This is a genomic window from Pseudoxanthomonas sp. X-1 (assembly GCF_020042665.1).
GTDB lineage: Bacteria > Pseudomonadota > Gammaproteobacteria > Xanthomonadales > Xanthomonadaceae > Pseudoxanthomonas_A > Pseudoxanthomonas_A spadix_A.
The window spans coordinates 2,817,350-2,844,116 of the sequence record NZ_CP083376.1 but is presented as its reverse complement, the minus strand read 5'-3'; the positions used below and the strand labels follow the sequence as shown (position 1 = coordinate 2,844,116).

The 26,767-nt window shown below is 70.7% G+C and carries 26 protein-coding genes and 1 tRNA gene; 23 read left to right on the top strand and 4 right to left on the bottom strand.

From position 1 onward, the window contains the following. Positions 1–87: 87 nt before the first annotated feature. Together asd and LAJ50_RS12695 are read right to left on the bottom strand one after the other, a co-directional pair. Positions 88–936 (bottom strand): archaetidylserine decarboxylase, encoded by an 849-nt coding sequence (gene asd, locus LAJ50_RS12700; protein ID WP_138654463.1) that lies wholly within the window; start codon positions 934–936, stop codon positions 88–90. After that, the gene (locus tag LAJ50_RS12695; protein ID WP_138654461.1) at positions 933–1,589 is read right to left on the bottom strand and encodes an SCO family protein; all 657 of its coding nucleotides are present in this window, start codon (positions 1,587–1,589) and stop codon (positions 933–935) included. The genes asd and LAJ50_RS12695 overlap by 4 nt, the downstream gene beginning before the upstream one ends. An 87-nt stretch (positions 1,590–1,676) precedes the next feature. Here LAJ50_RS12695 and prmB point away from each other — a divergent pair, with 87 nt between their 5' ends. From prmB to LAJ50_RS12655, 8 genes are all read left to right on the top strand, one after another. Then, entirely contained in the window at positions 1,677–2,606 is a 930-nt protein-coding gene (gene prmB / locus LAJ50_RS12690; RefSeq protein WP_138654459.1) for a 50S ribosomal protein L3 N(5)-glutamine methyltransferase, read from the top strand. Then, on the top strand, positions 2,603–3,706 hold the full coding sequence (gene aroC, locus LAJ50_RS12685) for a chorismate synthase (protein ID WP_130552930.1): 1,104 nt from the start codon (positions 2,603–2,605) through the stop codon (positions 3,704–3,706). The genes prmB and aroC overlap by 4 nt, the downstream gene beginning before the upstream one ends. Further along, on the top strand, positions 3,699–4,751 hold the full coding sequence (locus LAJ50_RS12680) for a D-glycerate dehydrogenase (protein WP_138654457.1): 1,053 nt from the start codon (positions 3,699–3,701) through the stop codon (positions 4,749–4,751). Before aroC ends, LAJ50_RS12680 begins: the two co-directional genes overlap by 8 nt. 104 nt (positions 4,752–4,855) lie before the next feature. Then, positions 4,856–5,881, top strand: a complete 1,026-nt coding sequence (locus LAJ50_RS12675) for an aspartate-semialdehyde dehydrogenase (RefSeq protein ID WP_130552928.1) — start codon at positions 4,856–4,858, stop codon at positions 5,879–5,881. A 148-nt stretch (positions 5,882–6,029) separates the two neighbouring features. Further along, positions 6,030–7,997 carry a FimV/HubP family polar landmark protein gene (locus tag LAJ50_RS12670; protein WP_343227843.1) on the top strand — a complete coding sequence of 656 codons (1,968 nt, stop codon included), beginning with the start codon at positions 6,030–6,032 and terminating at the stop codon, positions 7,995–7,997. A 26-nt stretch (positions 7,998–8,023) separates the two neighbouring features. Further along, a complete protein-coding gene (gene truA, locus LAJ50_RS12665; protein ID WP_138654950.1) occupies positions 8,024–8,827 on the top strand; it encodes a tRNA pseudouridine(38-40) synthase TruA in 804 nt (267 codons plus the stop codon). Positions 8,828–8,986: 159 nt separating this feature from the next. Further along, positions 8,987–9,622, top strand: a complete 636-nt coding sequence (locus tag LAJ50_RS12660; protein WP_138654948.1) for a phosphoribosylanthranilate isomerase — start codon at positions 8,987–8,989, stop codon at positions 9,620–9,622. A 116-nt stretch (positions 9,623–9,738) separates the two neighbouring features. Continuing rightward, a complete protein-coding gene (locus LAJ50_RS12655; protein ID WP_138654946.1) occupies positions 9,739–11,508 on the top strand; it encodes a glucan ABC transporter ATP-binding protein/ permease in 1,770 nt (589 codons plus the stop codon). A 10-nt stretch (positions 11,509–11,518) separates the two neighbouring features. Here LAJ50_RS12655 and LAJ50_RS12650 read toward each other — a convergent pair whose 3' ends face one another. After that, complete coding sequence (locus LAJ50_RS12650) at positions 11,519–12,418, bottom strand: LysR family transcriptional regulator (protein WP_138654944.1); 900 nt, start codon at positions 12,416–12,418, stop codon at positions 11,519–11,521. 96 nt (positions 12,419–12,514) lie between these two features. Between LAJ50_RS12650 and trpB the strand changes: the two genes are divergently transcribed. From trpB to LAJ50_RS12615, 7 genes are all read left to right on the top strand, one after another. After that, positions 12,515–13,732: a tryptophan synthase subunit beta gene (gene trpB, locus LAJ50_RS12645; protein WP_130552923.1), complete on the top strand. Its 1,218-nt coding sequence runs from the start codon at positions 12,515–12,517 to the stop codon at positions 13,730–13,732. A 50-nt stretch (positions 13,733–13,782) separates the two neighbouring features. Further along, entirely contained in the window at positions 13,783–14,157 is a 375-nt protein-coding gene (locus tag LAJ50_RS12640; protein WP_130552922.1) for a DUF3144 domain-containing protein, read from the top strand. Then, positions 14,154–14,957, top strand: coding sequence for a tryptophan synthase subunit alpha (trpA, locus tag LAJ50_RS12635; RefSeq protein ID WP_138654942.1), 804 nt, complete (start codon positions 14,154–14,156; stop codon positions 14,955–14,957). The genes LAJ50_RS12640 and trpA overlap by 4 nt, the downstream gene beginning before the upstream one ends. 253 nt (positions 14,958–15,210) lie before the next feature. Further along, positions 15,211–16,143 (top strand): alpha/beta hydrolase-fold protein, encoded by a 933-nt coding sequence (locus tag LAJ50_RS12630; protein ID WP_138654940.1) that lies wholly within the window; start codon positions 15,211–15,213, stop codon positions 16,141–16,143. 143 nt (positions 16,144–16,286) lie between these two features. Continuing rightward, positions 16,287–17,174, top strand: a complete 888-nt coding sequence (gene accD, locus LAJ50_RS12625) for an acetyl-CoA carboxylase, carboxyltransferase subunit beta (RefSeq protein ID WP_130518839.1) — start codon at positions 16,287–16,289, stop codon at positions 17,172–17,174. Continuing rightward, positions 17,174–18,538 carry a phosphoglucosamine mutase gene (gene glmM / locus LAJ50_RS12620; protein WP_130552918.1) on the top strand — a complete coding sequence of 455 codons (1,365 nt, stop codon included), beginning with the start codon at positions 17,174–17,176 and terminating at the stop codon, positions 18,536–18,538. Before accD ends, glmM begins: the two co-directional genes overlap by 1 nt. 123 nt (positions 18,539–18,661) lie before the next feature. Continuing rightward, positions 18,662–19,615 carry a 2-oxoglutarate and iron-dependent oxygenase domain-containing protein gene (locus LAJ50_RS12615; RefSeq protein ID WP_130552917.1) on the top strand — a complete coding sequence of 318 codons (954 nt, stop codon included), beginning with the start codon at positions 18,662–18,664 and terminating at the stop codon, positions 19,613–19,615. 465 nt (positions 19,616–20,080) lie between these two features. On the opposite strand, the gene LAJ50_RS12610 is transcribed toward LAJ50_RS12615, so the two are convergent. Then, positions 20,081–20,899 carry an SDR family oxidoreductase gene (locus tag LAJ50_RS12610; RefSeq protein WP_138654938.1) on the bottom strand — a complete coding sequence of 273 codons (819 nt, stop codon included), beginning with the start codon at positions 20,897–20,899 and terminating at the stop codon, positions 20,081–20,083. A 173-nt stretch (positions 20,900–21,072) separates the two neighbouring features. On the opposite strand from LAJ50_RS12610, the gene tpiA reads away from it, so the two are divergent. The 8 genes from tpiA to nuoE all read left to right on the top strand — a co-directional run bounded on the left by tpiA (position 21,073) and on the right by nuoE (position 26,763). Next, positions 21,073–21,825, top strand: a complete 753-nt coding sequence (tpiA, locus tag LAJ50_RS12605; protein WP_130552915.1) for a triose-phosphate isomerase — start codon at positions 21,073–21,075, stop codon at positions 21,823–21,825. A gap of 68 nt (positions 21,826–21,893) precedes the next feature. Continuing rightward, on the top strand, positions 21,894–22,298 hold the full coding sequence (gene secG, locus LAJ50_RS12600) for a preprotein translocase subunit SecG (protein ID WP_130552991.1): 405 nt from the start codon (positions 21,894–21,896) through the stop codon (positions 22,296–22,298). A gap of 46 nt (positions 22,299–22,344) precedes the next feature. Next, positions 22,345–22,429 (top strand) — tRNA-Leu (locus LAJ50_RS12595). Between the two features lie 803 nt (positions 22,430–23,232). Next, positions 23,233–23,589, top strand: coding sequence for an NADH-quinone oxidoreductase subunit A (locus tag LAJ50_RS12590; RefSeq protein ID WP_130521787.1), 357 nt, complete (start codon positions 23,233–23,235; stop codon positions 23,587–23,589). Continuing rightward, positions 23,580–24,134 (top strand): NADH-quinone oxidoreductase subunit B, encoded by a 555-nt coding sequence (locus tag LAJ50_RS12585; RefSeq protein WP_130521786.1) that lies wholly within the window; start codon positions 23,580–23,582, stop codon positions 24,132–24,134. The genes LAJ50_RS12590 and LAJ50_RS12585 overlap by 10 nt, the downstream gene beginning before the upstream one ends. 30 nt (positions 24,135–24,164) lie before the next feature. Next, on the top strand, positions 24,165–24,917 hold the full coding sequence (locus LAJ50_RS12580) for an NADH-quinone oxidoreductase subunit C (protein WP_130553152.1): 753 nt from the start codon (positions 24,165–24,167) through the stop codon (positions 24,915–24,917). Then, the gene (locus tag LAJ50_RS12575) at positions 24,914–26,239 is read left to right on the top strand and encodes an NADH-quinone oxidoreductase subunit D (RefSeq protein ID WP_130529639.1); all 1,326 of its coding nucleotides are present in this window, start codon (positions 24,914–24,916) and stop codon (positions 26,237–26,239) included. Before LAJ50_RS12580 ends, LAJ50_RS12575 begins: the two co-directional genes overlap by 4 nt. Then, a complete protein-coding gene (gene nuoE, locus LAJ50_RS12570) occupies positions 26,236–26,763 on the top strand; it encodes an NADH-quinone oxidoreductase subunit NuoE (protein ID WP_130553151.1) in 528 nt (175 codons plus the stop codon). Before LAJ50_RS12575 ends, nuoE begins: the two co-directional genes overlap by 4 nt. The last annotated feature ends 4 nt before the right edge of the window (positions 26,764–26,767 follow it).

Genomic DNA, 26,767 nt, shown 5'->3' with positions numbered 1-26,767 from the left:
TGGAGCCGTAGTTGCAGCGCGCCGCGCCACGCAGGCAGCAGGGCGCCTGTCGGGTTGGCGCGCCGCCGCGCCTCAGGGAGCCGCGCCTCAGGGAACTGTTCGCCTGGCGAGCGCCTGCCCCAGGCGTACCGGCGCCTCGGCGCGCAGGTTCGGGGCCAGCTCGGCCACGCCGGGCGGCAACAGCACGATCACGGTCGAACCGTAGTTGAAGCGCGCCATCTCGCCGAAGCGCTCCAGCACGATGCCGCGGCCGCGCCAGTCCTTGCGCGTGATCGAGGTGGCGTACTCGGGGATCTCCACGCCGCTCCAGACCGTTTCCACGCCCGAGACCAGCATCGCGCCGACCATCACGCAGGCCATCGGGCCGAAGTCGGTGTCGAAGTGGCACACCAGCCGCTCGTTGCGCGCGAACAGGCCCTGCACCCGGGCCACCGCGTCGGTGCCCACGCTGAACAGCCGGCCGGGCACGTGCACGGTCTCGCGCAGCGTGCCGGTCCACGGCATGTGCACACGGTGGTAGTCGCGCGGGGACAGGTAGACGGTGGCGTAGCGGCCGTGCTCGAACGGCGCCGCATCGGCCTCGCTGCCGAGCAGCGCGGCGGCGGTGAAGTGCCGGCCCTTGGCCTGGAAGATGCGGCCCGATTCGATCGGTCCGCACTGGCTGATGTGGCCATCGGCCGGCATCAGCAGGCTGCGCGGGTCCGGATCGGGCGTGCGCGCGCCCGGCTTCAGGGCGCGGGTGAAGAAGGCATTGAAGGTGGGGTAGGCGGTCGGGTCGGGCTGCGCGGCCTCGGCCAGGTTCACGTCGAACCGGGCCACCACCGTGTCGATGATCCGCTGCTTGATCGCCGGGTTGTCCGAGTACGCCAGCCTGCGCGCCAGCGAGGACAGCAGCCGGTGCGGCAGCGCGTAGGTGAGGGTGGTGACCAGGCTCACGGAGTCGTGGCCCGGGTCAGCTTGAGCAGGTCCGCGGCGATCGGCGCGGGGGCGAACGGCGGCTGGATGATGCCGGCCATGCGGGCCTGCGGGTCGAGCACGACGATCTGTGCGGAATGGTCCATCGAATAGTCCTGCGGGTTGTCCTTGAAGTGTTCGCCCGGCACCTTCACGAACAGCAGGCTCAGCGACTTGGCGAAGGCTTCCAGCGCGGGCACGTCGGCGGTCGCGGCCAGGGTGTCCTTGTGGAAGGCGTGGGCATACTCGCCGGTCTTGATCGGCGTGTCGCGCTCGGGATCGACCGACACGAACAGCACGCGCGGCCGCGTGCTCTCCGGCAGGCCGGCCCACTGCTTCTGCGCCTGCGCCAGCTGGGCCAGCGTGGTCGGGCACACGTCGGGGCAGAAGGTGAACCCCAGGAACACCAGCGTCCAGTGGCCGCGCAGCTCGCCCTGGGTCAGCTGGGTGCCATCGGACTGGCGCAGCGAGAACTCCGGCAGCGGCCGCGGCGTGGGCAGCAGGGTCACCGCCTGCGTGGCCGGCCACGGCGCGTGGGGTGCGCCGGAGGGTCCCAGCAGCTTGTTGGCCGCCAGCACGCCCAGCACGCCGGCCACCACGATCAACACCAGGACGCCGAAGCTGCGTTTGGACATCATTGAGACGTTTTCCCGTGCAACGAAGGGGCATGATACCGGGCCGGGCCCCTTATAATCGGCGACCGCCTTCAGCCGTTGTTGTCCATGACTGCCAGCGCAGCCGACGCCCTGCACACCATCATCGACCTGATCCGCTACGGCGCCAGCCGGTTCAACGCGGCCGGGTTGACCTTCGGGCACAGCCACGACAACGCGCTGGACGAAGCCACCGCGCTGGTCCTGCATACCCTGCACCTGCCGCCGGATCTGGGTCCGGCCTATGGCCAGGCGCGGCTGCTGCCGGAGGAGAAGCAGGCCATCCTGGCGCTGATCGAGCGCCGCGTGGTCGAGCGCGTGCCGGTGGCCTACCTGACCGGCGAGGCCTGGTTCGCGGGCCTGAGCTTCAAGACCGATGCGCGCGCGCTGGTGCCGCGTTCGCCGATCGCCGAGCTGATCGAGTCGGGCTTCGAGCCCTGGCTGGCCGGTCGCGAGGTATATCGCGCGCTGGACCTGTGCACCGGCTCGGGCTGCATCGCCATCGCCATGGCCCACTACAACCCGGACTGGCAGGTCGACGGCGTGGACATCAGCGACGATGCGCTGGCGCTGGCCGCCGAGAACAAGGCGCGCCTGCTCGCCGACAACGTGACCCTGCTCAAGTCCGACCTGTTCACGGGCCTGTCCGGGCGCCACTACGACCTGATCGTCACCAATCCGCCCTACGTCACCAACGCCGAGACCGACGCGCTGCCGCGCGAGTACGGCTACGAGCCCGAGCTGGGGCTGCGCGCGGGCGACGACGGCCTGGACCTGGTGCTGAAGATCCTGCGCGACGCGCCGATCCACCTGTCCGAGGACGGCCTGCTGATCTGCGAGGTCGGCGAATCCGAACAGCATCTGGTGCGGCTGCTGCCGGAAGTCGACTTCGCCTGGATCGAGTTCAAGGTCGGGCAGATGGGCATCTTCGCGGTCGAGTGCCGCGAACTGATCGCGCACAGCGCCCGCATCACCGAGCTTGCAGCCAGCCGCCCATGAGCGCCAACAGTTTCGGCAAGCTGCTGACCGTCACCACCTTCGGCGAATCGCACGGGCCGGCGATCGGCTGCGTGGTCGATGGCTGCCCGCCGGGGCTGGAGCTCGGTGCCGAGGAGTTCGCCCACGACCTGCAGCGCCGCGCCACCGGCAGGAGCCGGCACACCTCGGCGCGGCACGAGGCCGACCAGGTCGAGATCCTCTCCGGCGTGTACGAGGGGCGCACCACCGGCACGCCGATCGGGCTGCTGATCCGCAACACCGACCAGCGCAGCAAGGACTACGCGAACATCGCCGCGCAGTTCCGCCCGGGCCATGCCGACTACAGCTACTGGCAGAAGTACGGCATCCGCGACCCGCGCGGCGGCGGGCGCTCGTCGGCGCGCGAGACGACCATGCGCGTGGCCGCCGGCGTGATCGCCAAGAAATGGCTCAGGCAGCGTTACGGCGTGACCGTGCGCGGCTTCCTTTCGCAGCTGGGCGAGATCAGGCCGGCGGGCTTCGACTGGAGCGCGGTGGAGGACAACCCGTTCTTCTGGCCGCATGCGCCGCAGGTCGCCGAACTGGAGGCCTACATGGACGCGCTGCGCAAGTCCGGCGACTCGGTGGGCGCGCGCGTGGACGTGGTGGCCGACGGCGTGCCGCCGGGCTGGGGCGAGCCGATCTACGGCAAGCTCGACGGCGACCTGGCCGCCGCGCTGATGAGCATCAACGCGGTCAAGGGCGTGGAGATCGGCGACGGCTTCGCCGCGGCCGCGCAGAAGGGCACGCAGCACCGCGACCTGATCACCCCGCAGGGCTTCCTGAGCAACCACGCCGGCGGCATCCTCGGCGGCATCTCCACCGGCCAGCCGGTGACCGCCTCGATCGTGCTGAAGCCGACCTCCAGCCTGCGCCTGCCCGGCCAGACGGTGGACGTGCACGGCGAGGCGGTCGAGGTCATCACCACTGGCCGCCACGATCCCTGCGTCGGCATCCGCGCCACGCCGATCGCCGAGGCGATGATGGCCCTGGTGCTGATGGACCAGGCCCTGCGGCATCGCGCGCAATGCGGCGATGTCGGCGAAGTCGCGCCGCGCGTGCCCGGGCAGGTCGATGGCTGAGTCGCGGCCCCGCGTCTGGGTGAGCCAGCCGCTGTTCGACGACATCGTCGACCAGCTGCGGGCGCATTGCGACGTGGAGACCACCCAGGTCGTCACGACCCATACCTCCGAGCAGCTGGCGCGAAGGCTGGCGCCGCTGGACGGCGCGCTGATCACGCTCAACGAGCGCATCGGTGCCGCGGAGATCGCCGATGCGCCGAAGCTGCGCGCGCTGGCCAACGTCGCGGTCGGCTACAACAATCTGGACATCGCCGCGCTCGGCACCGCCGGCGTCGCGGTCACCAACACGCCCGACGTGCTGACCGAGACCACCGCCGACCTGGGCTTCGCCCTGCTGATGGCCACCGCGCGCCGCATCACCGAGGCCGAGGCCTTCCTGCGCAGCGGGCAGTGGGGCAAGTGGTCCTTCACCACGCTGCTCGGCGCGGACCTGCACGGCAGCACGCTGGGCATCCTCGGCATGGGCCGCATCGGCCAGGCCATCGCCCGGCGCGCGCGCGGCTTCGGCATGCGCGTGCTGTACCACAACCGCTCGCGGCTGGCGGCCGAGGTCGAGACCGAGGTCGGCGCGTCCTACGTGCCGTTCGACGACCTGCTGCGCAGCAGCGATCACCTGGTGCTGGTGCTGCCGTATACGCCAGCCTCGCACCATCTGATCGATGCCGCCGCGCTGGCGAAGATGAAGCCCACCGCCACCCTGGTGAACATCGCCCGCGGCGGCATCGTCGACGAGCTCGCGCTGGCCGACGCGCTGGCCCATGGCCGCCTGGCCGGCGCCGGGCTGGACGTGTTCGAAGGCGAGCCGACCGTGCGCCCGGAGCTGCTGGCGCTGAAGAACGTCGTGCTGACCCCGCACATCGGCAGCGCCAGCCTGGCCACGCGCCGGGCGATGGTGCAGCTGGCGGTGGACAACCTGATCGCCGCGCTGGGCTTCGGGCCGGACGCCGGCAACCCGCCCAGCCTCGTCAACGCCGACGCGCTCAAAGCCGCCCAGACCGGCGGCGCGATCGTGGGCGCGACCAAAACCACCGCGGCCAAACGATAGGGAACCTTCCGCGCAACGCATGCCGGGCAGGTTCCCCGAACCCAAGGTTCCCTTCGTCTGTCGCGTCTGTTCTCCCTATCGACCCCCTTCAAGAAGACATCCCCATGAGCAATGCAACCCGCAGCTTCACCGTCGCCGTCGTGGGCGCCACCGGCGCCGTCGGCGAGACCATGCTGTCCATCCTGGCCGAGCGCGACTTCCCGGTCGGCAAGCTGATCGCGCTGGCCTCCGAGCGCTCGGCCGGCGGCCAGATCGACTATCGCGGCGGCAAGGTCACCGTGCAGGACCTGGCCACCTTCGACCCGACCGGCGTGGACATCGCGCTGTTCTCGGCCGGCGGCGGCATCTCCAAGGAATACGCGCCCAAGTTCGCCGCCGCCGGCGCGGTGGTGATCGACAACTCCTCGGCCTTCCGCTACGACGACGACGTGCCGCTGGTGGTGTCCGAGGTGAACCCGGAAGCCGCGAAGGACCGCCCGCGCGGCATCATCGCCAACCCCAACTGCTCGACCATGCAGCTGATGCCGGTGCTGGCGCCGATCCACAAGGAATACGGCATCGAGCGCGTCAACATCGCCACCTACCAGTCGGTGTCCGGCGGCGGCCGCTCGGCGCTGGAGGAACTGGGCAAGCAGACCGCGCAGCTGCTGGCGTTCCAGGAGATCGATCCGCAGCGCTTCCCGGTGCAGATCGCCTTCAACCTGATCCCGCACATCGACGACTTCCAGCCCAACGGCTACACCAAGGAAGAGATGAAGCTGGTCTGGGAGACGCAGAAGATCCTGGGCGACAAGACCATCCAGGTGAACCCGACCGCGGTGCGCGTACCGGTGTTCTACGGCCATTCCGAGGCGGTCAACATCGAGACCAGGAAGAAGATCACCCCGGAAGCCGCGCGCGCACTGCTGGCCAGCGCGCCGGGCGTGGAAGTGGTCGACAGGCAGGAGGCCGGCGGCTATCCGACCCCGGTGACCCACGCCTCGGGCAAGGACCCGGTGTTCGTCGGCCGCATCCGCGAGGACTTCTCGCATCCGCGCGGCCTCAACCTGTGGGTGGTGGCCGACAACATCCGCAAGGGCGCGGCGCTGAACGCCGTGCAGCTGGCCGAGCTGGTGGCGGCCGGCGGCTGAGAGGCCTGCATCGGGGAGGAGCGGGATGGTCCGTCGCGGGCTGTCCCGCTCCCGGTTCCCGCTTGCTCCGTGCGCTTGGCCGACCCGGGCAGGGGCAAGCGCAGGCCAAACGCTCTATAGTCGCGGCGGTGTTCCACAGGGGATGTCCTTGAAACAGGCGTTCTTCAAACCCGCCGCACGCGGTGCGCTGGCGCTGGCGCTGCTGGCGGCCAGCCATGCGGCATGCGCCCTGGGCCTGGGTGAGATCCGGGTCATGTCGCAGCCCGGCCAGCCGCTGCTGGCCGAGATCCCGGTCATTTCCAGCGAGCCGGGCGAGCTGGAGCAGCTGCGCGCGCGGCTGGCCTCGCCGGTCATCTTCGAGCGCGTCGGCCTGGCGCGGCCGAGCGGGCTGGTCAGCCAGCTCGACTTCGCCGTGGCCCTGTCCAGCGATGGCAAGCCGGTCATCCGCGTGACCAGCGCCGCGCCGGTGGACATGCCGGCGGTGAACTTCCTGATCGAGGTGGACTGGGGCCAGGGACGCCTGGTGCGCGAGTACTCCGCGCTGGTGGGCGCGCCGGGCGCGGTCGCCGCCGCCGGCCAGCCGCAGATCCAGGCGCCGACGCCGGCGCCCTCCAACCGCATCGAAGCGGTCCCCCCGCGCGCGCAGCCGCTGCCGCCGCCGGTGGCCGAGGCACCGCCGCCCGCGCCGGCCGAACCGCCGGCGGAGAACGCGCCGACACCGGCGATCGCCGCCACGCCGCCCAGCCCGCCGCCCGCATTGGAGCCGCCGCCGACACCGACACCGCGGCCCGCGCCGACGATCGCCGCGCCGACCGCGTCCAGCAGCGGCAGCCTGACGGTCGCCCGCGGCCAGACGCTGTCGCAGATCGCCCGCAGCGTGCAGCAGTCCGGCACGCTGGACCAGACCATGATCGCGCTGCTGCAGGCCAATCCGCAGGCCTTCATCGGCAACAACATCAACCGTCTGCGCGCCGGCGCCACGCTGCGCATGCCCACCGCCGAGGAGACCGAAGCGCTGGCCTCCGCGGAGGCCTCGGCGATGGTGCGCCGGCAGATTTCCGACTGGCGCCAGGTGCGCGCGCCGGTGCCGCAGCCGGCCGGCAATACGCCCGCCGCGCCGCCGGTGGCCGGCGCCGCCAAGCCCGCGCGCGCGGCCGACGCACGACTTGAAATCGCCCCGCCCGTGGCCAACGCCACGCAGCGCGCAGGCACCACATCCGGCACCCAGGCCGGAGGCGAGGGAGACATGCTGGCAGAACAACAGCTTCGGCAGAGCCGCGAGGACCTGGCCGCGCGCAGCGCCGAGGTGGCCGAACTCAAGACCCGCGTGGCGGAGCTGGAAAAGCTCAAGGACCAGCAGTCCAAGCTGATCGCGATGAAGGACAGCGACCTGGCCGCGGCGCAGAAGCACCTGGCCGACAGCCAGGGCGCGGCCGCCGCCGGCGCACCGGCGTGGTGGTGGATCGGACTGGCGCTGGTCGTCGGCGGCCTGCTGGCCTGGGTCGGCCTGCGCGGTCGCCGCGGGCCGAGTCCGACGCCGGTCTACCGCGGCCCGCTCGAGGCGCCCGCGCCGGATCCCGTCCCGGTCGAGCCGGTGGCCGCGGCGGCCGCGGAGCCGGAAGCGTCGCCCGCCCAAGCGCCGGCTCCGGCCGCCGCGCCTGCGTCCGAACCCGCCGCGCCGCGCTACACCCCGTCCTACGCCGGCGGCGAGTCCCGTCCCGGCCCGGTCGAATCGCCCACGCCCGCGCCCGGCACGCCGGCCTGGATGAGCCCCACCGCCAAGCCGACCTGGCACACGGTCGACGGCCCGCATCCGATCGAACCGCGCATCTCGCCGACCGTGGTGCCGATCGCCACGGCCACCGCACAGTCGCGCCCGGTGCCCCGGCCGTCGCCGGCGGTCACGCCCGTGCCCGCGCCGGCCGCGCGTCAGGCCGATCCGGTGGTGCCGATCGCCCCGCCGGCCGCCAGCGGACGCGAACGCCTGGAGCTGGCCATCGCCTACCTCGATCTGGGCGACACCGAGGCGGCGCGCGCGCTGCTGCAGCAGGTCAGCGCCAGCGACGATCCGCACGCCCGCGAGGAAGCCGGCCGCCTGCTGCGCGCGCTGGGCTGACCGGCGTCAGGGCAGGGCCGCAGGTGATGCGCTACGCGCTTGGCGTCGAATACGACGGCGGCGACTTCCAGGGCTGGCAGCGGCTGGAGAAGCCCGGCGCGCCCGTGCATACGCCCAGCGTGCAGTCCACCCTGGAGGCGGCGCTGGCGGCCGTGGCCAATGCCCCCATCGACACGGTCTGTGCCGGCCGCACCGATGCCGGCGTGCACGGCCAGTGCCAGGTGGTGCACTTCGACACCGAGGTGGTGCGCGCGCCGCGCGGCTGGACGCTGGGCGCCACGGCCAACCTGCCGCCGTCGATCTGCGTGCGCTGGTGCGTGCCGGTCGCCGACGATTTCCACGCGCGCTTCTCGGCGCGCGCGCGCCGCTACCGCTATGTCCTGCTGAACCGCGCCGTGCGCCCGGCGCTGGGCCGTCAGCTGCTGTCCTGGGAGCGCCTGCCGCTGGACGCCGCCGCCATGCACCGCGCCGCGCAGGCGCTGCTGGGCGAGAACGACTTCTCCGCCTTCCGCACCGTGCACTGCCAGGCCCGCCATCCCATGCGCGAGCTGCAGTCCATCGCGGTCACGCGCCAGGGCGAGCAGGTGATCGTGGAGGTGCAGGCCAATGCCTTCCTGCATCACATGGTGCGCAACATCGTCGGCTCCCTGCTGCTGGTCGGCCGTGGCGAACAGCCCGAGGGCTGGATCGCCGAGCTGCTGGCCGGACGCGACCGCGCCCTCGCCGGGCCGACCGCACCGCCGCAGGGCCTGGTGTTCGTCGGCCCGCTGTATCCGGCGGCGTGGGGGCTGCCGGGGGAGGTGACGTTGCGCGGGGAGAGGAACGACTAAAGAAGAACGAGGAACTGGGAGTCCTCGTTTCCCGGTCGTGCCGCGTCCTGCGCTCACCCGTTTCCCGCCCAGGACCAACCCTCGTCGGCACCGCGTCGCGGCCGTGCCGTATCCTCTGCTTCGGCTTGTTCCTCGTTCCTCCCGACTCGTCCCCCGCCCATGCGTACCCGCATCAAGCTCTGCGGCATGACCCGCCCCCAGGACGTGCGCCTGGCGGTGGAGCTGGGCGTGGACTACATCGGCCTTATCTATGGCGGGGGTCCGCGCCAGCTGACGCTCGAACAGGGCGCTGGGCTGCGTGCGCTGGTGCCGGCGGAGGTGGCCGCGGTGGTCCTGGTGCGCGCCGCGCCGCGTGTGCAGGTCGAGGCAATTGTCGACGCGGTGGCGCCAGACGTGCTGCAGTTCCATGGCGGTGAGGACGATGCCTTCTGCGCGTCCTTCGGGCTGCCGTTCCTGAAGGCCGTGGCGATGACCGGCGTGACCGACCCCGGGCAGGCGCGCGCGGCGCTGCGGGCCTGGCCGTCCGCGGCGGGCTTCGTGCTCGACAGCCATGCGCCGGGGCAGGGCGGCGGCACCGGCAAGTCCTTCGACTGGACACTGTGGCCGGGCGAGGTGGGCACGCCGTGTCTGCTGGCCGGCGGACTCAACGCCGACAACGTCGCCGAGGCGGTGCGTCGCGTGCGGCCTTGGGGGGTCGATGTCGCCAGCGGGATCGAGTCGGCGCCGGGCATCAAGGATGCCGAGGCGATGCGGCGTTTCGTCGCGCAGGTGCGCGGCGCCAGCGCCGCGGCGTAGCGCGCGCCCCAAGCCGTTCGCGTCGCGCGCCTTGAGCGTGCGATCGCGATGGCATTGATGGACCCTGCACGCGGGCCGCCCCTACACTGGCCGTGAGACCGACAGGAGAACTGCGCATGTCGCTGTGGCGTGTCTACCTGCGCGTGCTGCAGCTGCTCGCGCCCGAGAAACGGCTCGCCGTGACCCTGGTCCTGGCCAATCTCGCGCTTTCCTGCGTGGCCTTCCTGGAGCCGGTGCTGTTCGGCAAGGTCATCGACGCGCTGGCCGCGCAGGGCACCGAGCGCAGCGCCTGGCACTACATCGCCATGTGGGCCGGCGTGGGCTTCGGCGGCATCGCGGCCGGCGTGTTCGTCTCGCTGTTCGCCGACCGCCTGGCGCACCGGCGCCGGCTGGCGGTGATCGCCCAGTACTTCGAACATGCCATCGCGCTGCCGCTGTCCTATCACGGCCAGCATCACACCGGCCGGCTGCTGCGCATCATGCACACCGGCAGCAACAACCTGTTCGGGCTGTGGCTGGGGTTCTTCCGCGACCACCTGACCACGCTGCTGTCGATCCTGCTGATGATCCCCTGGTCGCTGTACGTCAACTGGAAGCTGGGCCTGCTGATGGTCGGGCTGATGGTGACCTTCGCCACCTTCAACGCCATCGCCATGCGCCGCACGCATCGTGCGCAGGGCCAGGTCGAGCAGCTGCACAGCGCCATCTCCGAGCGCGCCGGCGACGTCCTGGGCAACGTGCCGGTGGTGCAGGTCTACACGCGCCTGCAGGCCGAGGTGGAGGCCATCCGCGAGATGGCCCGGCGCGTGCTCGATGCGCAGTATCCGGTGCTGCGCGGCTGGGCCTGGCTGTCGGTGGCCAACCGCGCCGCCTCCACGCTGACCATCGTGGCGATCTTCGCCCTGGGCGCGCAGCTCAACGCCAAGGGCGAGGTCACCGTCGGCGGCATCGTCACCTTCGTCAACTTCGCGCTGCTGCAGATCGGGCGGCTGGAGGCGTTCGCCGGCTTCATCTCCAACCTGTTCTTCCAGACCCCCTCGCTGAGCGACTTCTTCGCCGTGCTCGATACCGATGCCACGGTCAAGGAGGATCCCAAGGCGCCACCGCTGCCGGACAAGGTGCGCGGCGAGGTGCGCTTCGAGGGCGTGTCCTTCGGCTACGACGCCTCGCACCCGGCGCTGCGCACGCTGGACTTCACCGCCGCCGCCGGCAGCACCGTGGCCCTGGTCGGGCCGACCGGCGCGGGCAAGTCGACCGCGCTGAGCCTGCTCTATCGCGCCTACGACCCGGACCGCGGCCGCATCACCATCGACGGCATCGACATCCGCACGGTCAAGCTGACCTCGCTGCGCGAGCACATCGCCGTGGTGTTCCAGGACCCGGGCCTGCTGTACCGCTCGGTGGCCGACAACCTGCGCGTGGGCAAGCCCGACGCCAGCGAGCTGGAGATGGAGGACGCCGCGCGCGCGGCCGAGGCGCACAACTTCGTGGTGGTCAAGCCGGAGGGCTACTCGACCCTGGTGGCCGAGCGCGGCGTGTCGCTGTCCGGCGGCGAACGCCAGCGCCTGTCCATCGCCCGGGCGATGCTGAAGAACGCGCCGATCCTGATCCTGGACGAGGCCACCAGCGCGCTGGACAACGCCACCGAGGCGCGCATCCAGCGCGCCCTCAACCGCCTCACCCGCGATCGCACCACCTTCGTCATCGCCCACCGCCTGAGCACGGTGCGCAATGCCGACCTGATCCTGGTGATGAAGGACGGGGAGATCGTCGAGCAGGGCCGCTTCGATGCGCTGGTCGCCCAGGGCGGGCTGTTCGCCCAGCTGGAGGCGGGCGGGCAGTTCGTGGCCGATGCCGAAGAGGACGTGGTGGCGGTGGCCGAGTAATGCCGGCGGCTCAGGCAGGCGCGTCAGCGCCGAGTTCCGCGCGCAGCCAGCCTGCCAGCCGCGCGAGGCGCGGATCGCTGCGGCCGGCCGCCGAGCACAGCGCCCAGCGCCCCGGCGTGGGTGCGAACCCCCAGGGCGCCAGCAGCCGGCCGCTGGCCAGGTCCGCGTCCACCAGCGGCCGCGGCGCGATCGCCACGCCCAGGCCCGAGGCGGCCGCCTCGAGCAGGTAGTACAGGTGCGGGAAGCCTTCGCCGTACTGCAGCGCCTGCGGATCCAGCCCATGCGCGGCGGCCCACTGCGGCCAGGCCTGCGGACGCGAGGCGGTATGCAGCAGGCGCTCGCCCAGCAGGGCGGCGGGCGGCTGGGCCTGCAGCGCCGGCAGGCCGGGATAGCGTGCGCCGACGACCGGCCCGATCGTCTCGCCGGCCAGTTCGGCCACCTGCCAGCCGGCCGGCCACGGCGGCTGGCCGAGCAGCAGCAGGGCATCGACCTCGCCCAGGGCGCGATCCGGCGATTCCTGCGCGGAGAAGTGCAGCGACACGCCGGGCAGCGCCTGCTGCATGCGCTCCAGGCGCGGGATCACCCAGCGCGCCAGCACGCTGGCCGAGCAGCCCAGCACCAGCGTGTCGCCGGCCGGCCCACGCTGCAGTTCGCGCCAGGCCTGGCCCAGCTGGGTGAAGGCCTGGCCGCAGGCGTCGCGCAGCCGGCGGCCGGCGGCGGTCAGCGCCAGACCGCGGCCGACGCGGTCGAACAGTGCCTGGCCCAGCGCGTCCTCCAGCGTCCGGATCTGCCGGCTGACCGCACCGTGGGTCACATGCAGCTCCTCCGCGGCGCGGCTGACGCTTTCCAGCCGGGCCGCGGCCTCGAAGGCGCGCAGCGCGCCCAGCGGGGGCAGGGGAGTGGCGGCCATGTGTGAGATTTCCTAACAGGTCGTGGCGATCTTATCGCTATTGCGCCTGGCGTCGCTGGGCTAGGATGGCGGCCTTCGCTCAGCTTCGGTGCCGCCATGTCCGCCCCCGCCATCCGTGACTTCCACGCCTATCCCGACGCCGCCGGTCACTTCGGCCGCCACGGCGGGCGCTTCGTCGCCGAGACCCTGATCGGGCCGCTGCAGGAGCTGGCCGCCGCCTACGACACGGCCCGCGCCGATCCGGCCTTCACCGATGCGTTCTATGACGACCTCAAGCACTACGTCGGCCGCCCCAGCCCGATCTACCACGCCCGTCGCCTGAGCCGCGAGGTGGGCGGCGCGCAGATCCTGCTCAAGCGCGAGGACCTCAACCACACCGGCGCGCACAAGATCAACAACGCCATCGGCCAGGCCCTGTTGGCCAGCCGCATGGGCAAGACCCGGATCATCGCCGAGACCGGCGCCGGCCAGCATGGCGTGGCCAGCGCCACCGTGGCCGCGCGCCTGGGGCTGGAATGCGTGGTCTACATGGGGTCCACCGACATCGAGCGGCAGAAGGCCAACGTCTATCGCATGCGCCTGCTCGGCGCCACGGTGGTGCCCGTCACCAGCGGCTCGGCCACGCTCAAGGACGCGCTCAACGAGGCCATGCGCGACTGGGTGACCAACGTGGCCGACACCTTCTACATCATCGGCACCGTCGCCGGCCCCGACCCGTATCCGCGCATGGTGCGCGACTTCAACGCCATCGTCGGCCGCGAGGCGCGCGCGCAGATGCTCGAGCAGTTCGGCCGCCTGCCCGATGCGATCACCGCCTGCGTCGGCGGCGGCAGCAACGCCATCGGCATCTTCCACGCCTTCCTCAACGATGCGCAGGTGCGGCTCTACGGCGCCGAGCCGGCGGGCGACGGCCTGGAGACCGGCCGCCACGCCGCCTCCATCGCCGGCGGCCGGGTGGGCGTGCTGCACGGCAACCGCACCTATGTGCTGTGCGACGACGACGGCCAGATCATCGAGACCCATTCGATCTCCGCCGGCCTGGACTATCCGGGCGTGGGCCCCGAACACGCCTTCCTGGCAGATTCCGGCCGCGCCACCTACCTGGGCATCACCGACGAGGAGGCCCTGGCGGCGTTCCATACCCTGGCGCGCACCGAGGGCATCCTGGCTGCGCTGGAGTCCAGCCACGCCGTGGCCCAGGCGATCAAGCTGGCGCGCGAGCTGCCGTCCGACCAGCTGGTGCTGTGCAACCTGTCCGGCCGCGGCGACAAGGACGTGCACACCATCGCCGCGCGCGAGAACATCCAGATCTGACGGCGCCTGCGCGCCGCGCTTTCCCTCTACGCAATCGCTAAGGAATCCTCATGGCCGACGACACCCAGGCGCCGCCGAGCATCGACGCTCCGCTGGACCCGCAGTTCTTCGATGTGGTCAACAAGTTCGTGCAGCTGGCCAACCGCCAGGGCGGCATCCACGGCAGCAAGCGCACCAGCTTCGCCGCGCTGTACGGCGTGGCCCGCTACAACGCCCACGTCTACCTGACCGTGGAGCCGAGCCCGGCCGACTCGCGCCAGGGCTTTCTGGACTACATGACCGGCCTGTACCGGCGCATGCTCAACGAGCACCTGGACATCCTCGGCGCCGAGCGCGGCGTGGACGTGGGCGCCTCCGAACTGGCCGCCGCCTACGCGGCCGCCCAGCAGGCCGAGCAGGCTTCGCGCGACAGCCAGCCCGAATGAGCCGCCTGGACACCGCGCTGGCCGCGCGCAAGGCCGAGGGACGCAAGGCGCTGGTCCCCTTCATCACCGCCGGCGATCCCTCGCTGGAGGCGACCGTGCCGGTCATGCACGCGCTGGTCGCCGCCGGCGCCGACGTGATCGAGCTGGGCGTGCCGTTCTCCGACCCGATGGCCGATGGCCCGACCATCCAGCGCAGTTCCGAGCGCGCGCTGGGCCGCGGCGCCGGCCTGCGCTTCGTGCTCGAAGCGGTGCGCGCCTTCCGCCAGACCGACGCGACCACGCCGGTGGTGCTGATGGGCTATCTCAACCCGGTGGAGATCCACGGCGCCGAGCGCTTCGCCCGCGAAGCGACCGAGGCCGGGGTGGACGGCGCGCTGCTGGTCGACCTGCCGCCGGAAGAGGCCGACCAGACCCGCGCGGTGTTCAACGCCCACGGCCTGCAGCTGATCGCGCTGGCGGCGCCGACCACCAGCCCCGAGCGCATGGCGCTGCTGTGCCGGCAGGGGCAGGGCTATCTGTACTACGTCAGCTTCGCCGGCGTGACCGGCGCCTCGGACCGGCTGGACACCCAGGCCGCCGGCGAGCGCCTGCGCACGCTGCGCGCCGCCGCCGGCGTGCCGGTGGTGGTGGGGTTCGGCATCAAGGACGCGGCCAGCGCGGCGGCCATGGCTCCGGCCGCCGACGGTGTGGTGGTGGGCAGCGCGCTGGTGGACGCCATCGCGGCGGCGCAGAGCCCGGCGCAGGCCGCCGAGCTGGCCGGAACCTTCCTGCGCCCGCTGCGTGAGGCGCTGGACGGCTGAAGTCGCGCCCATGCCGGCGGGCGATGGCGGGCCTTGGCTTCGCCGGCGCCCGTCGCGTCGGCGCCGTCCGCCGGCCGGCCGTGTCATTGCGCTGGCGTGTACGGGACGCCGTTAGCGGCCAGGGAGGCTGGTGCTGCCGTCGCCCTCTTGCGCCGGCCGAGTCCGGGTCTCCGACGCCGGTGCAAGTATCCTGTGTGCCCTTGAAGATCCGGGCATCGACTTGAGCAGGACATCTGGACCCAGGACGCTTGGCATGGTCCTGCTTGTGGCGCTGTGCGCCTGTGGGCCGCAGGGCAAAGAGCCGCCCGTCGAGCGGGTTCCGCCATCCGATCCGGCCCCCGTCGCGCAGACACCGCCGCCCGTCGCGCTTGCCGACACCCATGCCCTGAGCATCCGCGATGCACAGGCCGGACGCGATTACCCGGTCTGGATCGGCCTGCCGGCCAGCTATGCCAAGGAGCCGCAGCGGCGTTACCCGGTGCTGTACGTCACCGACGCGCTCTACAGCTTTCCGCTGGTGCGCAGCATCCGCAATCTCGTTGGCCAGCAGGGCGTCAACATCGAGGACTTCATCCTGGTCGGCCTGCCGCCGCAGACCGGGCTGACCTCCAAGCAGAGCCGCTCGCGCGACTACACGCCGACCATGCCGGTCCGCCGCGATCCGGGCGACTACTCGGCCGAGGTCTATGGCGAGGCGGCGCACTACCGGGATTTCCTCGCCGACCAGGTGTTCCCGCAGGTCGAATCGCGCTATCGCATCGACAGTGGGCGCCGGATCTATGCCGGGCATTCGCTCGGCGGGCTGTTCGGGGCCTATGTGCTGTTGACCCGGCCGGAGATGTTCGGCGCCTACATCCTGTCCAGTCCCTCGCTGTGGTACGACGCGCACGTCATGGACCGCATCGAGGCCGATTACGCGGCCGGCCACCGCGACTTGCCGGCCAGCGTGCTGCTGTCGACCGGCCAGTACGAGACGCAGGGGCCGCAGCCGCGCTACTTCAAGCGCAACGACATGGTCGGCGACAACGCGCGCTTTGCCGCGACGCTGAAGGCGCGTGGCTATCCCGGGCTGCGGGTGGAGACCACGGTGATCGACGGAGAGGACCATTTCACGGTCTATCCGACCGTCATGACCCGCGCCTTGCTGAAGGTGCTGCCCGGGCGAGGGCCGTACACCAGCGGCTGAAGCCAGGCAGGATGCCCAGGCCAAAGACAAGCCCCGCCTGGGCACGGCGGGTGGGCCGAACATACCGGCGCGAAGCTTGCCGTACGGTCGCTGCGCTACACTTCGCCGCTTCGCGCCCTCCTGGCGCCGACAAGCTGAACAAGATGAGCTGGCTGAGCAAACTGATGCCCTCGGGCATCCGCACCGACGCGGCGACCCGGAAACCCAAGCGCAGCGTCCCGGAAGGGCTGTGGGAGAAGTGCGACAACTGCGGCGCGGTGCTGTACCGGCCCGAGCTCGAGGAGAACCTCGAGGTCTGCCCCAAGTGCGGCCACCACATGGCCATCCGCGCCCGCGCGCGGCTGGCGGCCCTGTTCGACGCCGGCAGCACCACCGAGCTGGGCGCGGCGCTGGGCCCGACCGACGTGCTCAAGTTCCGCGACCAGAAGAAGTATTCCGACCGGATCAAGGCCGCGCAGAAGGCCACCGGCGAGCGCGACGCGCTGATCACCCTGCAGGGCCAGGTCAAGGGCCGCGCGCTGGTCGCCAGCGCCTTCGATTTCGCCTACATGGGCGGTTCGATGGGCTCGGTGGTGGGCGAGCGCTTCACCCTGGGCGCGGAGAAGGCCCTGGAGCTGGGCTGCCCGTTCGTGTGCTTCTCGGCCTCGGGCGGCGCGCGCATGCAGGAGAGCCTGTTCTCGCTGCTGCAGATGGCCAAGACCTCGGCGGCGCTGGGTCGCCTGCGCGCGGCCGGGCTGCCGTACATCTCGGTGCTGACCCATCCGACCACCGGCGGCGTGTCGGCCAGCTTCGCCATGCTGGGCGACATCAACATCGCCGAGCCCAAGGCGCTGATCGGCTTCGCCGGACCGCGCGTGATCGAGCAGACCGTGCGCGAGACGCTGCCCGAGGGCTTCCAGCGCTCGGAGTTCCTGCTCGACCACGGCGCGATCGACCAGATCTGCGACCGGCGTGAACTGCGCGACCGCCTCGCCGATCTGTGCGCGCTGATGATGAAGCAGACGCGGCCGGTCGAACCCGAGGTCGCCTGATGGTCGCCAGCCGGAAGTACTTCGGCACCGACGGGATCCGCGGGCGCGTGGGGCAGGGACCGATCTCGGCCGACTTCATGCTGCGTCTGGGCAATGCCTACGGTCACGCCCTGGCCGCGCGCGTTCGCCGCGCCGGCGCGGGCAAGCCGGTGGTGATCATCGGCAAGGACACGCGCATCTCCAACTATATGTTCGAGGCCGCGCTCGAGGCGGGGCTGGTCGCCGCCGGCGTGGACGTGCAGCTGATGGGGCCGATGCCCACGCCGGCCGTCTCGCACCTGACGCGCGCGCTGCGCGCCTCCGGCGGCATCGTCATCTCCGCCTCGCACAACCCGCATTACGACAACGGCATCAAGTTCTTCTCCGCGGAAGGCGAGAAGCTCGACGACGCCACCGAGCTGGCGATCGAAGCCGCGCTTGACCAGCCGTTCCGCACCGTCGCCTCCGAGGCGCTGGGCAAGGCCGTGCGCACCCGCGACGCGGTCGGCCGCTACGTGGAAAGCTGCAAGAACTCGGTCCCGCGCGAGTTCGACCTGACCGGCATGAAGATCGTGGTCGACTGCGCCAACGGCGCCACCTACCAGGTCGCGCCGATCGTGCTGCGCGAACTCGGCGCCCGCGTGGAGGTCATCGGCGATGCGCCCAACGGCCTGAACATCAACGATGGCGTCGGCTCGACCCATCCCGAGGGCCTGGCCCGGCGCGTGGTGCTGTCCGGCGCGGACCTGGGCATCGCCTTCGACGGCGACGGCGACCGCGTGCTGTTCGTCGATGGCCATGGCCGCGTGATCGACGGCGACGGCCTGCTCTACGTGCTGGCCAGCGACTGGAAGCGGTCCGGGCGCCTGCACGGCGCGGTGGTCGGCACGCTGATGACCAATTACGGGCTGGAGCAGGCGCTGGGCGAGCAGGGCATCGCCTTCACCCGTGCCAAGGTCGGCGACCGCTACGTGCACCAGGTCCTGGTCGAGGGCGGCGGCGTGCTCGGCGGCGAGGCCTCCGGCCACATCCTGTGCCTGGACCGGGCCAACACCGGCGACGGCATCGTCAGCGCGCTGCAGGTGCTGGAAGTCCTGCACCGCACCGGCCGCCGCCTGGACCAGGCCCTGTCCGGCCTGACCATGCTGCCGCAGCGCACCACCAACGTGCGGCTGGATGGCGTGGCCGCCAGGGCCGTGGTCGAGGCGCCGGCCGTCCAGGCCGCGCTCCAGCAGGCCCAGGCCGCCGTGGCCGGGCGCGGGCGCGCCTTCCTGCGCCCGTCCGGCACCGAGCCGGTGGTGCGCGTGACGGTGGAGGCCGACGACGACGCGCTGATGCAGGCCACGCTCGACACCCTGGCAGGGGCGGTGCGTGCCGCGGCATGAGAAAGTGCTGATCGCCCTGGGCGTGGCCGTCGTCAAGGCGCTCACGCTCTGGGCCCTGTACCTGCTGCTGCGTTAGGGCCGAGGCGATAAACTGGAAGGCCAGGTTCGCCTTCCGGTTTGCCCATGAGCAGCGTCATCCCCACCCTCGACATCGCCCGCTTCATCTCGCCCGCCAGCGCCGCCGACCGCGAGGCGTTCGTGGCCGAACTGGGCGCCGCCTACCGCGAGTGGGGCTTCGCCGGCATCCGCAACCATGGCATCCCGCAGGCTGACATCGACGCGGCCTACGAGGTCTTCAAGAACTTCTTCGCCCTGCCGGACGAGGCCAAGCTGAAGTACCGCGTGCCCGGCATCGGCGGCGCGCGCGGCTACACCGCCTTCGGCGTGGAGACGGCCAAGGATTCCAAGCACTTCGACCTGAAGGAGTTCTGGCACGTCGGTCGCGAACTCCCGGCCGACTCCAGGTACGCCGGCGTCATGCCCGCCAACCTGTGGCCGGACGAGGTGCCCAATTTCCGGGAGCACGCCTACGGCCTGTACCGGCAGCTCGATGCGCTGGGCAGCCACGTGCTGGCCGCGCTGGCGCTGCACATCGGCCTGCCGGAGGACTACTTCGCCGACAAGACCGATTCCGGCAACTCGATCCTGCGCCCGATCCACTATCCGCCGATCACCAGCGACGACATCCCCAACGTGCGCGCCGGCGCCCACGAGGACATCAACCTGATCACGCTGCTGGTCGGCGCCAGCGCCGCCGGCCTGGAAGTGAAGTCGCGCGAGGGCCAGTGGGTGCCCTTCACCAGCGACGCGGACACCATCGTGGTCAACATCGGCGACATGCTGCAGCGCCTGACCAACCACGTGTATCCCTCGACCACGCACCGGGTCACCAACCCGCCGGGCGAGGAGGCGCGCAAGCCGCGCTATTCGGTACCGTTCTTCCTGCATCCCAATCCGGACTTCCTGATCGACGTGCTGCCTTCGACCATCACCCCGGACAACCCCAAGCGCTATCCCGAGGCCATCACCGCCCAGGACTACCTGGACGAGCGCCTGCGCGAGATCAAGCTGAAGTAAGCCGCTTCGCCGTCGCGCGCGGTTTTCGCCGGCGCCAGCGGCTGTTGACGAGATGCGGGCGGGGGCGGCGAGCGCCACTTCGTCCACCAGCCTCGACTCGGTCGGGCGGCGGCTCCCCGGCTCGGTCCGCCATCCAGGGCGGACTCGCCGCCGCGGGCCATCCCAAGGCCCGCTCTCCACGCGCCCGACCGGGTCGAGGCGCTATGGCGAATGGAACAGGACGCCTTTCGACGCGAAGGCACGAGCAGCCCTTTGCCCCTTCCTTTCGCCGCAGGCGAAGGGGGGGGGGGCGGGTGCTTTGCTCTTGCTTCGGCGGCTTGGCCGGTCAAGCCCCGGCCGCCCCCTCAATCGCTAGCCGCGATTTCGAGCTCTCCTGCGCTGCCCTTCCGAAGCCCGGACGCCCGCGGGTCTACATCTCTCGATGAGCGAGAATCCCAAGGCGGGCCGCACCGCGCGCGAAGAGGGTCAAACCTGTGCACGCACCTTGCGCGAGCTGCGCGCCATCAGCGCCAGCAGCCAGGATTGCGGCAGGTGGCGCACCACGTGGTACAGCAGCCGCCAGCGCCAGCCCGGGATCACCAGCACCTGGCCGCGCTCCACCCCCTCGATGCCCTCGCGCACCACCTCCTCGGCGCTCAGCCAGATCCACCCGGGCAGGCGCGACATCTGCTCGCGCGTGCCCGTGACATCGTGGAATTCCGACCAGGTGAAGCCCGGGCACAGCGCGCACACCCGCACGCCGTGGTCGGCATACTCCAGCGACAGCGACTGACTCATCGCCACCAGCCACGCCTTGGCCGGTGCATACAGCGTCTGCCCGTCGGCCCCGGGCACCAGCGCGGCGAATGACGCCACATTGATGATCCGCCCCGACCCACTGGCGGCGATCTGCGGCAACAGGCGCCAGGTCAGCTCGCACAGCGCGGTCACCATCAGCTGGATGAAGCGCGCATGCACGTCCCAGTCGCGCGTGAGGTAACGGCCCGGCACCCCGTAGCCCGCGTTGTTGACCAGCACCCGGACCCGCAACCCGCGCCGCGCGACCTCCTCGGCGATGGCGGCCGGCGCCGCCGGATCCTCCAGGTCCGCCGCGATCACCTGCACGTCCACCAGCGCGCCCAGCTCGGCGGCCAGCGCCTGCAGCCGCTCGGCGCGGCGCGCGGTCAGGATCAGCGGCACCCCGCGCGCCGCGTACTGGCGCGCGAATTCGGCCCCGATGCCGGCGGAGGCGCCGGTGATCAGGGCATGGCCGGGAACCTGCGCGGGCGTGGCGGTCGAAGACATGGCGGGTGCGGGACGGGACGAGGGCGCCAGTGTGCACGCGCCGGCATCCACGCGCATCGAACCGGGCATGGCAGGGCAGGGCGCGCCGCGCCGGCGCGCGCGGGCCGGAGTCGTCAGCGAGCGCCCACGGACGAGGAGGTATCCTGCCCCGCCTGAAGTCGATAGGAGTTGTCATGCGCCGCAGGATCGTCGCCGGAAACTGGAAGCTGCACGGCAGCCGCGATTTCGCCACCGCTCTGGTGGGAGAACTGGCGGAGGCCCTGCCCGTACCGGGCGTCGAGGTGGTGGTGCTGCCGCCGCTGCCCTACCTGGGCGACCTGATCGAGGATTTCGAGGGCCGGCCGATCGCCTTCGGCGCCCAGGACGTCAGCGCCAACGAGAAGGGCGCCTACACCGGCGAGGTCTCCGCCGCGATGCTGGTCGACGTCGGCGCCACCTACGGCCTGGTCGGGCACTCCGAGCGCCGCCAGTACCACCACGAGAGCAGCCCGCTGGTCGCGCGCAAGTTCATGGCCGCGCGCAACGCCGGCCTGGTGCCGGTGCTGTGCGTGGGCGAGACCCTGGAGCAGCGCGAGGCCGGCCAGACCGAGCAGGTCATCGCCGGCCAGCTCGAGCCCGTGCTGGCGCTGGCCGGCAGCGCCGGCTTCGACGGCGCGGTGGTGGCCTACGAGCCGGTCTGGGCGATCGGCACCGGCCGTACCGCCACCCCGCAGCAGGCGCAGGACGTTCACGCCTTCATCCGTGGCGTCGTGGCGCGCGTGGATGCTAGAATCGCCGATTCGTTGCCCCTGCTGTACGGCGGCAGCGTCAAGCCCGACAACGCCGCCGAGCTGTTCGCCCAGCCGGATGTCGACGGCGGGCTGGTCGGAGGCGCCTCGCTGGTGGCCGCCGACTTCCTGGCCATCGCCCGCGCGGCGGCCGGGTAGACACAGACTTCATGGCGCCGTCGCTGCCAAGCGGCGGGGCCTTTCAACGAGAAACACGATCCATGTCGATGTTGATGCTGATTCTCAATGTGGTCTACGTGCTGGTGGCGGTGGCCATCATCGGCCTGGTGCTGATGCAGCGCGGGACCGGCGCCCAGGCCGGCTCCGGCTTCGGTGCGGGCGCTTCGGGCACCGTGTTCGGTGCGCGCGGCGCGTCCAACTTCTTGTCCAAGAGCACCAAGTGGCTGGCCGTGGCGTTCTTCGCCATCAGCCTGTTCATGGCCTGGAGCGCCTCGCGCACGGCGCACACCGGCAGCGCGCAGCAGGATCTGGGCATCATGTCGCAGCAGCCGGTCGCCCCGGCGCCGGGCGAGGTTGCCGCTCCGGCCGCCTCCGCGCCGGCCGCGCAGCCCGCGCCTTCGGCGCCAGCCCAGCCCGACGCCGCCAAGCCGGCTCCCACTCCGGCGCAGTGACACGTACAATGCCGGCCCGCGCGATGCGGGCCGGCAGGCAAGCTTTGCCCAGGTGGCGGAATTGGTAGACGCACTACCTTGAGGTGGTAGCGGCGAAAGTCGTAGGGGTTCGAGTCCCCTCTTGGGCACCACACAACGCGGTAAACGAAAAGGGCCTTGTCGGGCCCTTTTTCGTTGGTTTCCTCCGATCCAGGGGCCCGGCCTGCGCGTGTTGCCGCTTCGGGAAGGCGGCGGGCCGGCGGGCGATGTCCGCGCTCCCTCGGTCGGATCATCGACCCCGCCTATGTGTCTATCGTCGTTCCCGCGAACGCGGGAACCCAGGGACGTTCGCTCGGAGCACCAAGGCCAGGTTTTTCGCGATCCCGGATCGCGCGGCAGTCGCGCGTTGCGGCTTCGGAAGGGCGGCCCGGCGCGCGGCGAGTGGGCCTGGATGGGGCCGCGGCGGCGAATCTGCGGCGAGGGCGGGCCGAGCCGCGGAGCCGCCCAGCCCGGTCGAGGCTGGGCGACGAAGTGCGCGTATCGACGCTCAACGTCCTCCATGCGCCGCTCCTGTGCCCGCACTTCCGCCAAACGTCGCGTTGTTCCTACCGCTGCGGGTGGTGCGATCGGCGCGGCGGGCCTGTCGCGGCGCCGGCAAGGATGGCGAATTCGCGGCACGATCCGAAACCTCGAAATCGTTTACTCGGCAGTTCAGTGACCGCTACAATTGTCAGGTTCGCAGCGATGTCCGGTACGAGAAGCGGAAGGACACGCGGCGAAGCGCCCGGCCATGCCGGACCGGATCGGGACGGCAGGGCACTGCCGACGTCCCGCGCCTGGCCCGTCAACACGGTGGATCCGCAAGGCTGGACCCGTCAGCGACCTCTGCACGCTTGTGCCGCACTGCGGCAGTAGACTGTGCCCCGGTCGCGGGAATTAAAAGAGAGAACTGCGAGTGCTGGCCAATTACCTGCCGAACCTGCTTTTCCTGATCGTCGCCACCGGCATCGGCATCGCGCTGATGATCATCGGTCGCCTCATCGGCCCGCGTCGCCCCGACGCCGAGAAACTCTCCCCCTACGAATGCGGCTTCGAGGCATTCGAGGACGCGCGCATGAAGTTCGATGTGCGCTACTACCTGATCGCCATCCAGTTCATCGTCTTCGACCTGGAAATCATCTTCATCGTGCCGTGGACCCAGGTGTTCATGGATATCGGTGCGCGCTCCCTGGTCACCATGGGCCTGTTCGTGGGCATGCTGTTCCTGGGCTTCATTTACGTCTGGAAGAAGGGAGCGCTCGAATGGGAGTGATCCAAACCATCGACAAGCTGATGACCAACCCGATCCCGGAAGGGCGGGTGGACGACATCCTGCGGCCGGAAGGCGACAACCCGCTGCTGGAAAAAGGCTATGTCACCACCAGCGTCGATGCGCTGATGAACTGGGCCCGCACCGGCTCGATGTGGCCGATGACCTTCGGCCTGGCCTGCTGCGCGGTGGAGATGATGCACGCCGGCGCCGCGCGCCTGGACCTGGACCGCTACGGGGTCGTGTTCCGTCCCAGCCCGCGCCAGTCCGACGTGATGATCGTGGCCGGCACCCTGGTCAACAAGATGGCCCCGGCGCTGCGCAAGGTCTACGACCAGATGCCGGACCCGAAGTGGGTCATCTCGATGGGCAGCTGCGCCAACGGCGGCGGCTACTACCACTACTCCTACTCGGTGGTGCGCGGCTGCGATCGCATCGTGCCGGTCGACGTCTACGTGCCGGGCTGCCCGCCCACGGCCGAGGCGCTGGTCTACGGCATCCTGCAGCTGCAGAAGAAGATCTGGCGCACCCAGACCATCGCCCGCTGATCCACTCCTTTCAGAGCACGCAAAGCCCCCATGGCAGAGCAAGCCCTTTATACCGACACGCTGCGCGCCCGTTTCCCGGACGCGGCCGTGACCGTTTCGCCTTCGGGCGAGACCACCATCGAGGTCCCGCACGCGCTGTGGCACGAGCTGTGCCTGGCGCTGCGCGACGACTTCGGCTTCGAGCAGCTCACCGACCTGTGCGGCGTGGACTACCTCGGCTACGGCAGCGATGAGTGGGATACCTCGGACGTCTCCTCGCAGGGCTTCTCGCGCGGCGTGGAAGGCAAGGCCGTCGGCCGCTTCGCCTGGGGCGAGTTCCCCACCCGCGAGAACGGCAACGCCGGCGGCATCGGCGAGGTCCCGGTGCCGACCAACCGCTTCGCCGCGGTGGCGCACCTGATCTCCTACCAGCACAACCGCCGCGTGCGCCTGCGCTGCTACGCGCCCAACGACGACGTGCCGGTGGTGGCCTCGGTCACCGACATCTGGCCGGGCGCCAACTGGTTCGAGCGCGAGGCCTTCGACCTGTTCGGCATCGTCTTCTCCGGTCATCCGGACCTGCGCCGCATCCTCACCGACTATGGCTTCGTGGGCCATCCGTTCCGCAAGGATTTCCCGCTGATCGGCAATGTCGAAGTGCGCTACGACGAAGAGCGCAAGCGCGTGGTCTACGAGCCGGTGACCTCGGTCGAGCCGCGCGTGGGCGTGCCGCGCGTGATCCGCGAGGACGCGCGCTACCAGACCGCCGCCGGCGAAGCCGCGGCGCGGGAGTCGAAGTCATGAGCGCACAGATCCAGCCATCGCACGTCAACCAGGCGCATGCGCCGTTCGCGAGCAATCCCGCCGAGGCCCGGCAGGAGATCCGCAACTACACGATGAACTTCGGCCCGCAGCATCCTGCGGCCCACGGCGTGCTGCGCCTGATCCTGGAAATGGACGGCGAGACGGTGGTGCGCGCCGATCCGCACATCGGCCTGCTGCACCGGGGCACCGAGAAGCTGGCCGAGTCCAAGCCGTTCAACCAGTCGATCGGCTACATGGATCGCCTGGACTACGTGTCGATGATGTGCAACGAGCACGCCTACGTGCGCGCCATCGAGACCCTGATGGGCATCGAGGCGCCGGTGCGTGCGCAGTACATCCGCACGATGTTCGACGAGATCACGCGCATCCTGAACCACCTGATGTGGGTCGGTTCCAACGCGCTGGACCTGGGCGCGATGGCGGTGATGCTGTACGCCTTCCGCGAGCGCGAGGAGCTGATGGACTGCTACGAGGCGGTCTCCGGCGCGCGCATGCACGCGACCTACTACCGTCCGGGCGGCGTCTACCGCGACCTGCCGGGGCAGATGCCCAAGTACAAGGAGTCGCCCTGGCACAAGGGCCAGGCGCTCAAGCACCTCAACGCCGCGCGCGAGGGTTCGCTGCTGGACTTCCTGGAGGAGTTCACCAAGACCTTCCCGTCGCGCGTGGACGAGTACGAGACCCTGCTGACCGACAACCGCATCTGGAAGCAGCGCACCGTCGGCATCGGCGTGATCTCGCCCGAACAGGCGCGCGCCTGGGGCATGACCGGCGTGATGCTGCGCGGCTCGGGCATCGAGTGGGACCTGCGCAAGAAGCAGCCCTACGCCAAGTACGACGCGGTGGATTTCGATATCCCGATCGGCCTCAACGGCGACTGCTACGACCGCTACCTGGTGCGCATCGCCGAGATGCGCGAGTCCAACCGCATCATCGCCCAGTGCGTGAAGTGGCTGAAGGCCAACCCGGGCCCGGTGATGATCGAGAACTTCAAGGTCGCCCCGCCCAGCCGCGAGTCCATGAAGGACGACATGGAAGCGCTGATCCACCACTTCAAGCTGTTCTCCGAAGGCTATTGCGTGCCCGCCGGCGAGACCTACAGCGCGGTGGAAGCGCCCAAGGGCGAATTCGGCTGTTACCTGGTCTCCGACGGCGCCAACAAGCCCTTCCGCGTGCACCTGCGCGCGCCGGGCTTCGTGCACCTTTCTTCGATGGACGCGATCGTGGTCGGGCACATGCTGCCCGACGTGGTGGCGATGATCGGTACCTATGATCTTGTCTTTGGTGAGGTGGACCGATGAGGGCCACGGGTAATTTCGAGAACGCGCGCCACGTCGACCCGATGGTCGTGCTGAGCGACGCCACGCGCGCCCATATCGACCACTGGTTGACCAAGTTCCCGCCGGATCGCAAGCGCTCGGCCGTGCTGCAGGGCCTGCACGCCGCGCAGGAGCAGAACGGCGGCTGGCTGACCGACGAGCTGATCGCCGGCGTGGCCAAGTACCTGGAACTGCCGCCGGTGTGGGCCTACGAGGTCGCCAGCTTCTATTCGATGTTCGAGCTGGAGAAGGTCGGCCGCCACAACGTCGCCTTCTGCACCAACATCAGCTGCTGGCTCAACGGCGGCGAGGAACTGGCGCAGTACGCCGAGAAGAAGCTCGGCTGCAAGCGCGGCCAGTCCACCGTCGACGGCCGCATCTTCCTCAAGCGCGAGGAGGAGTGCCTGGCCGCATGTTCGGCCGCGCCGATGATGGTGATCAACGGCCACTACCACGAGCACCTCACGCCCGAAAAGGTCGATGAGCTGCTGGACGGCCTGGAGTAAGCGC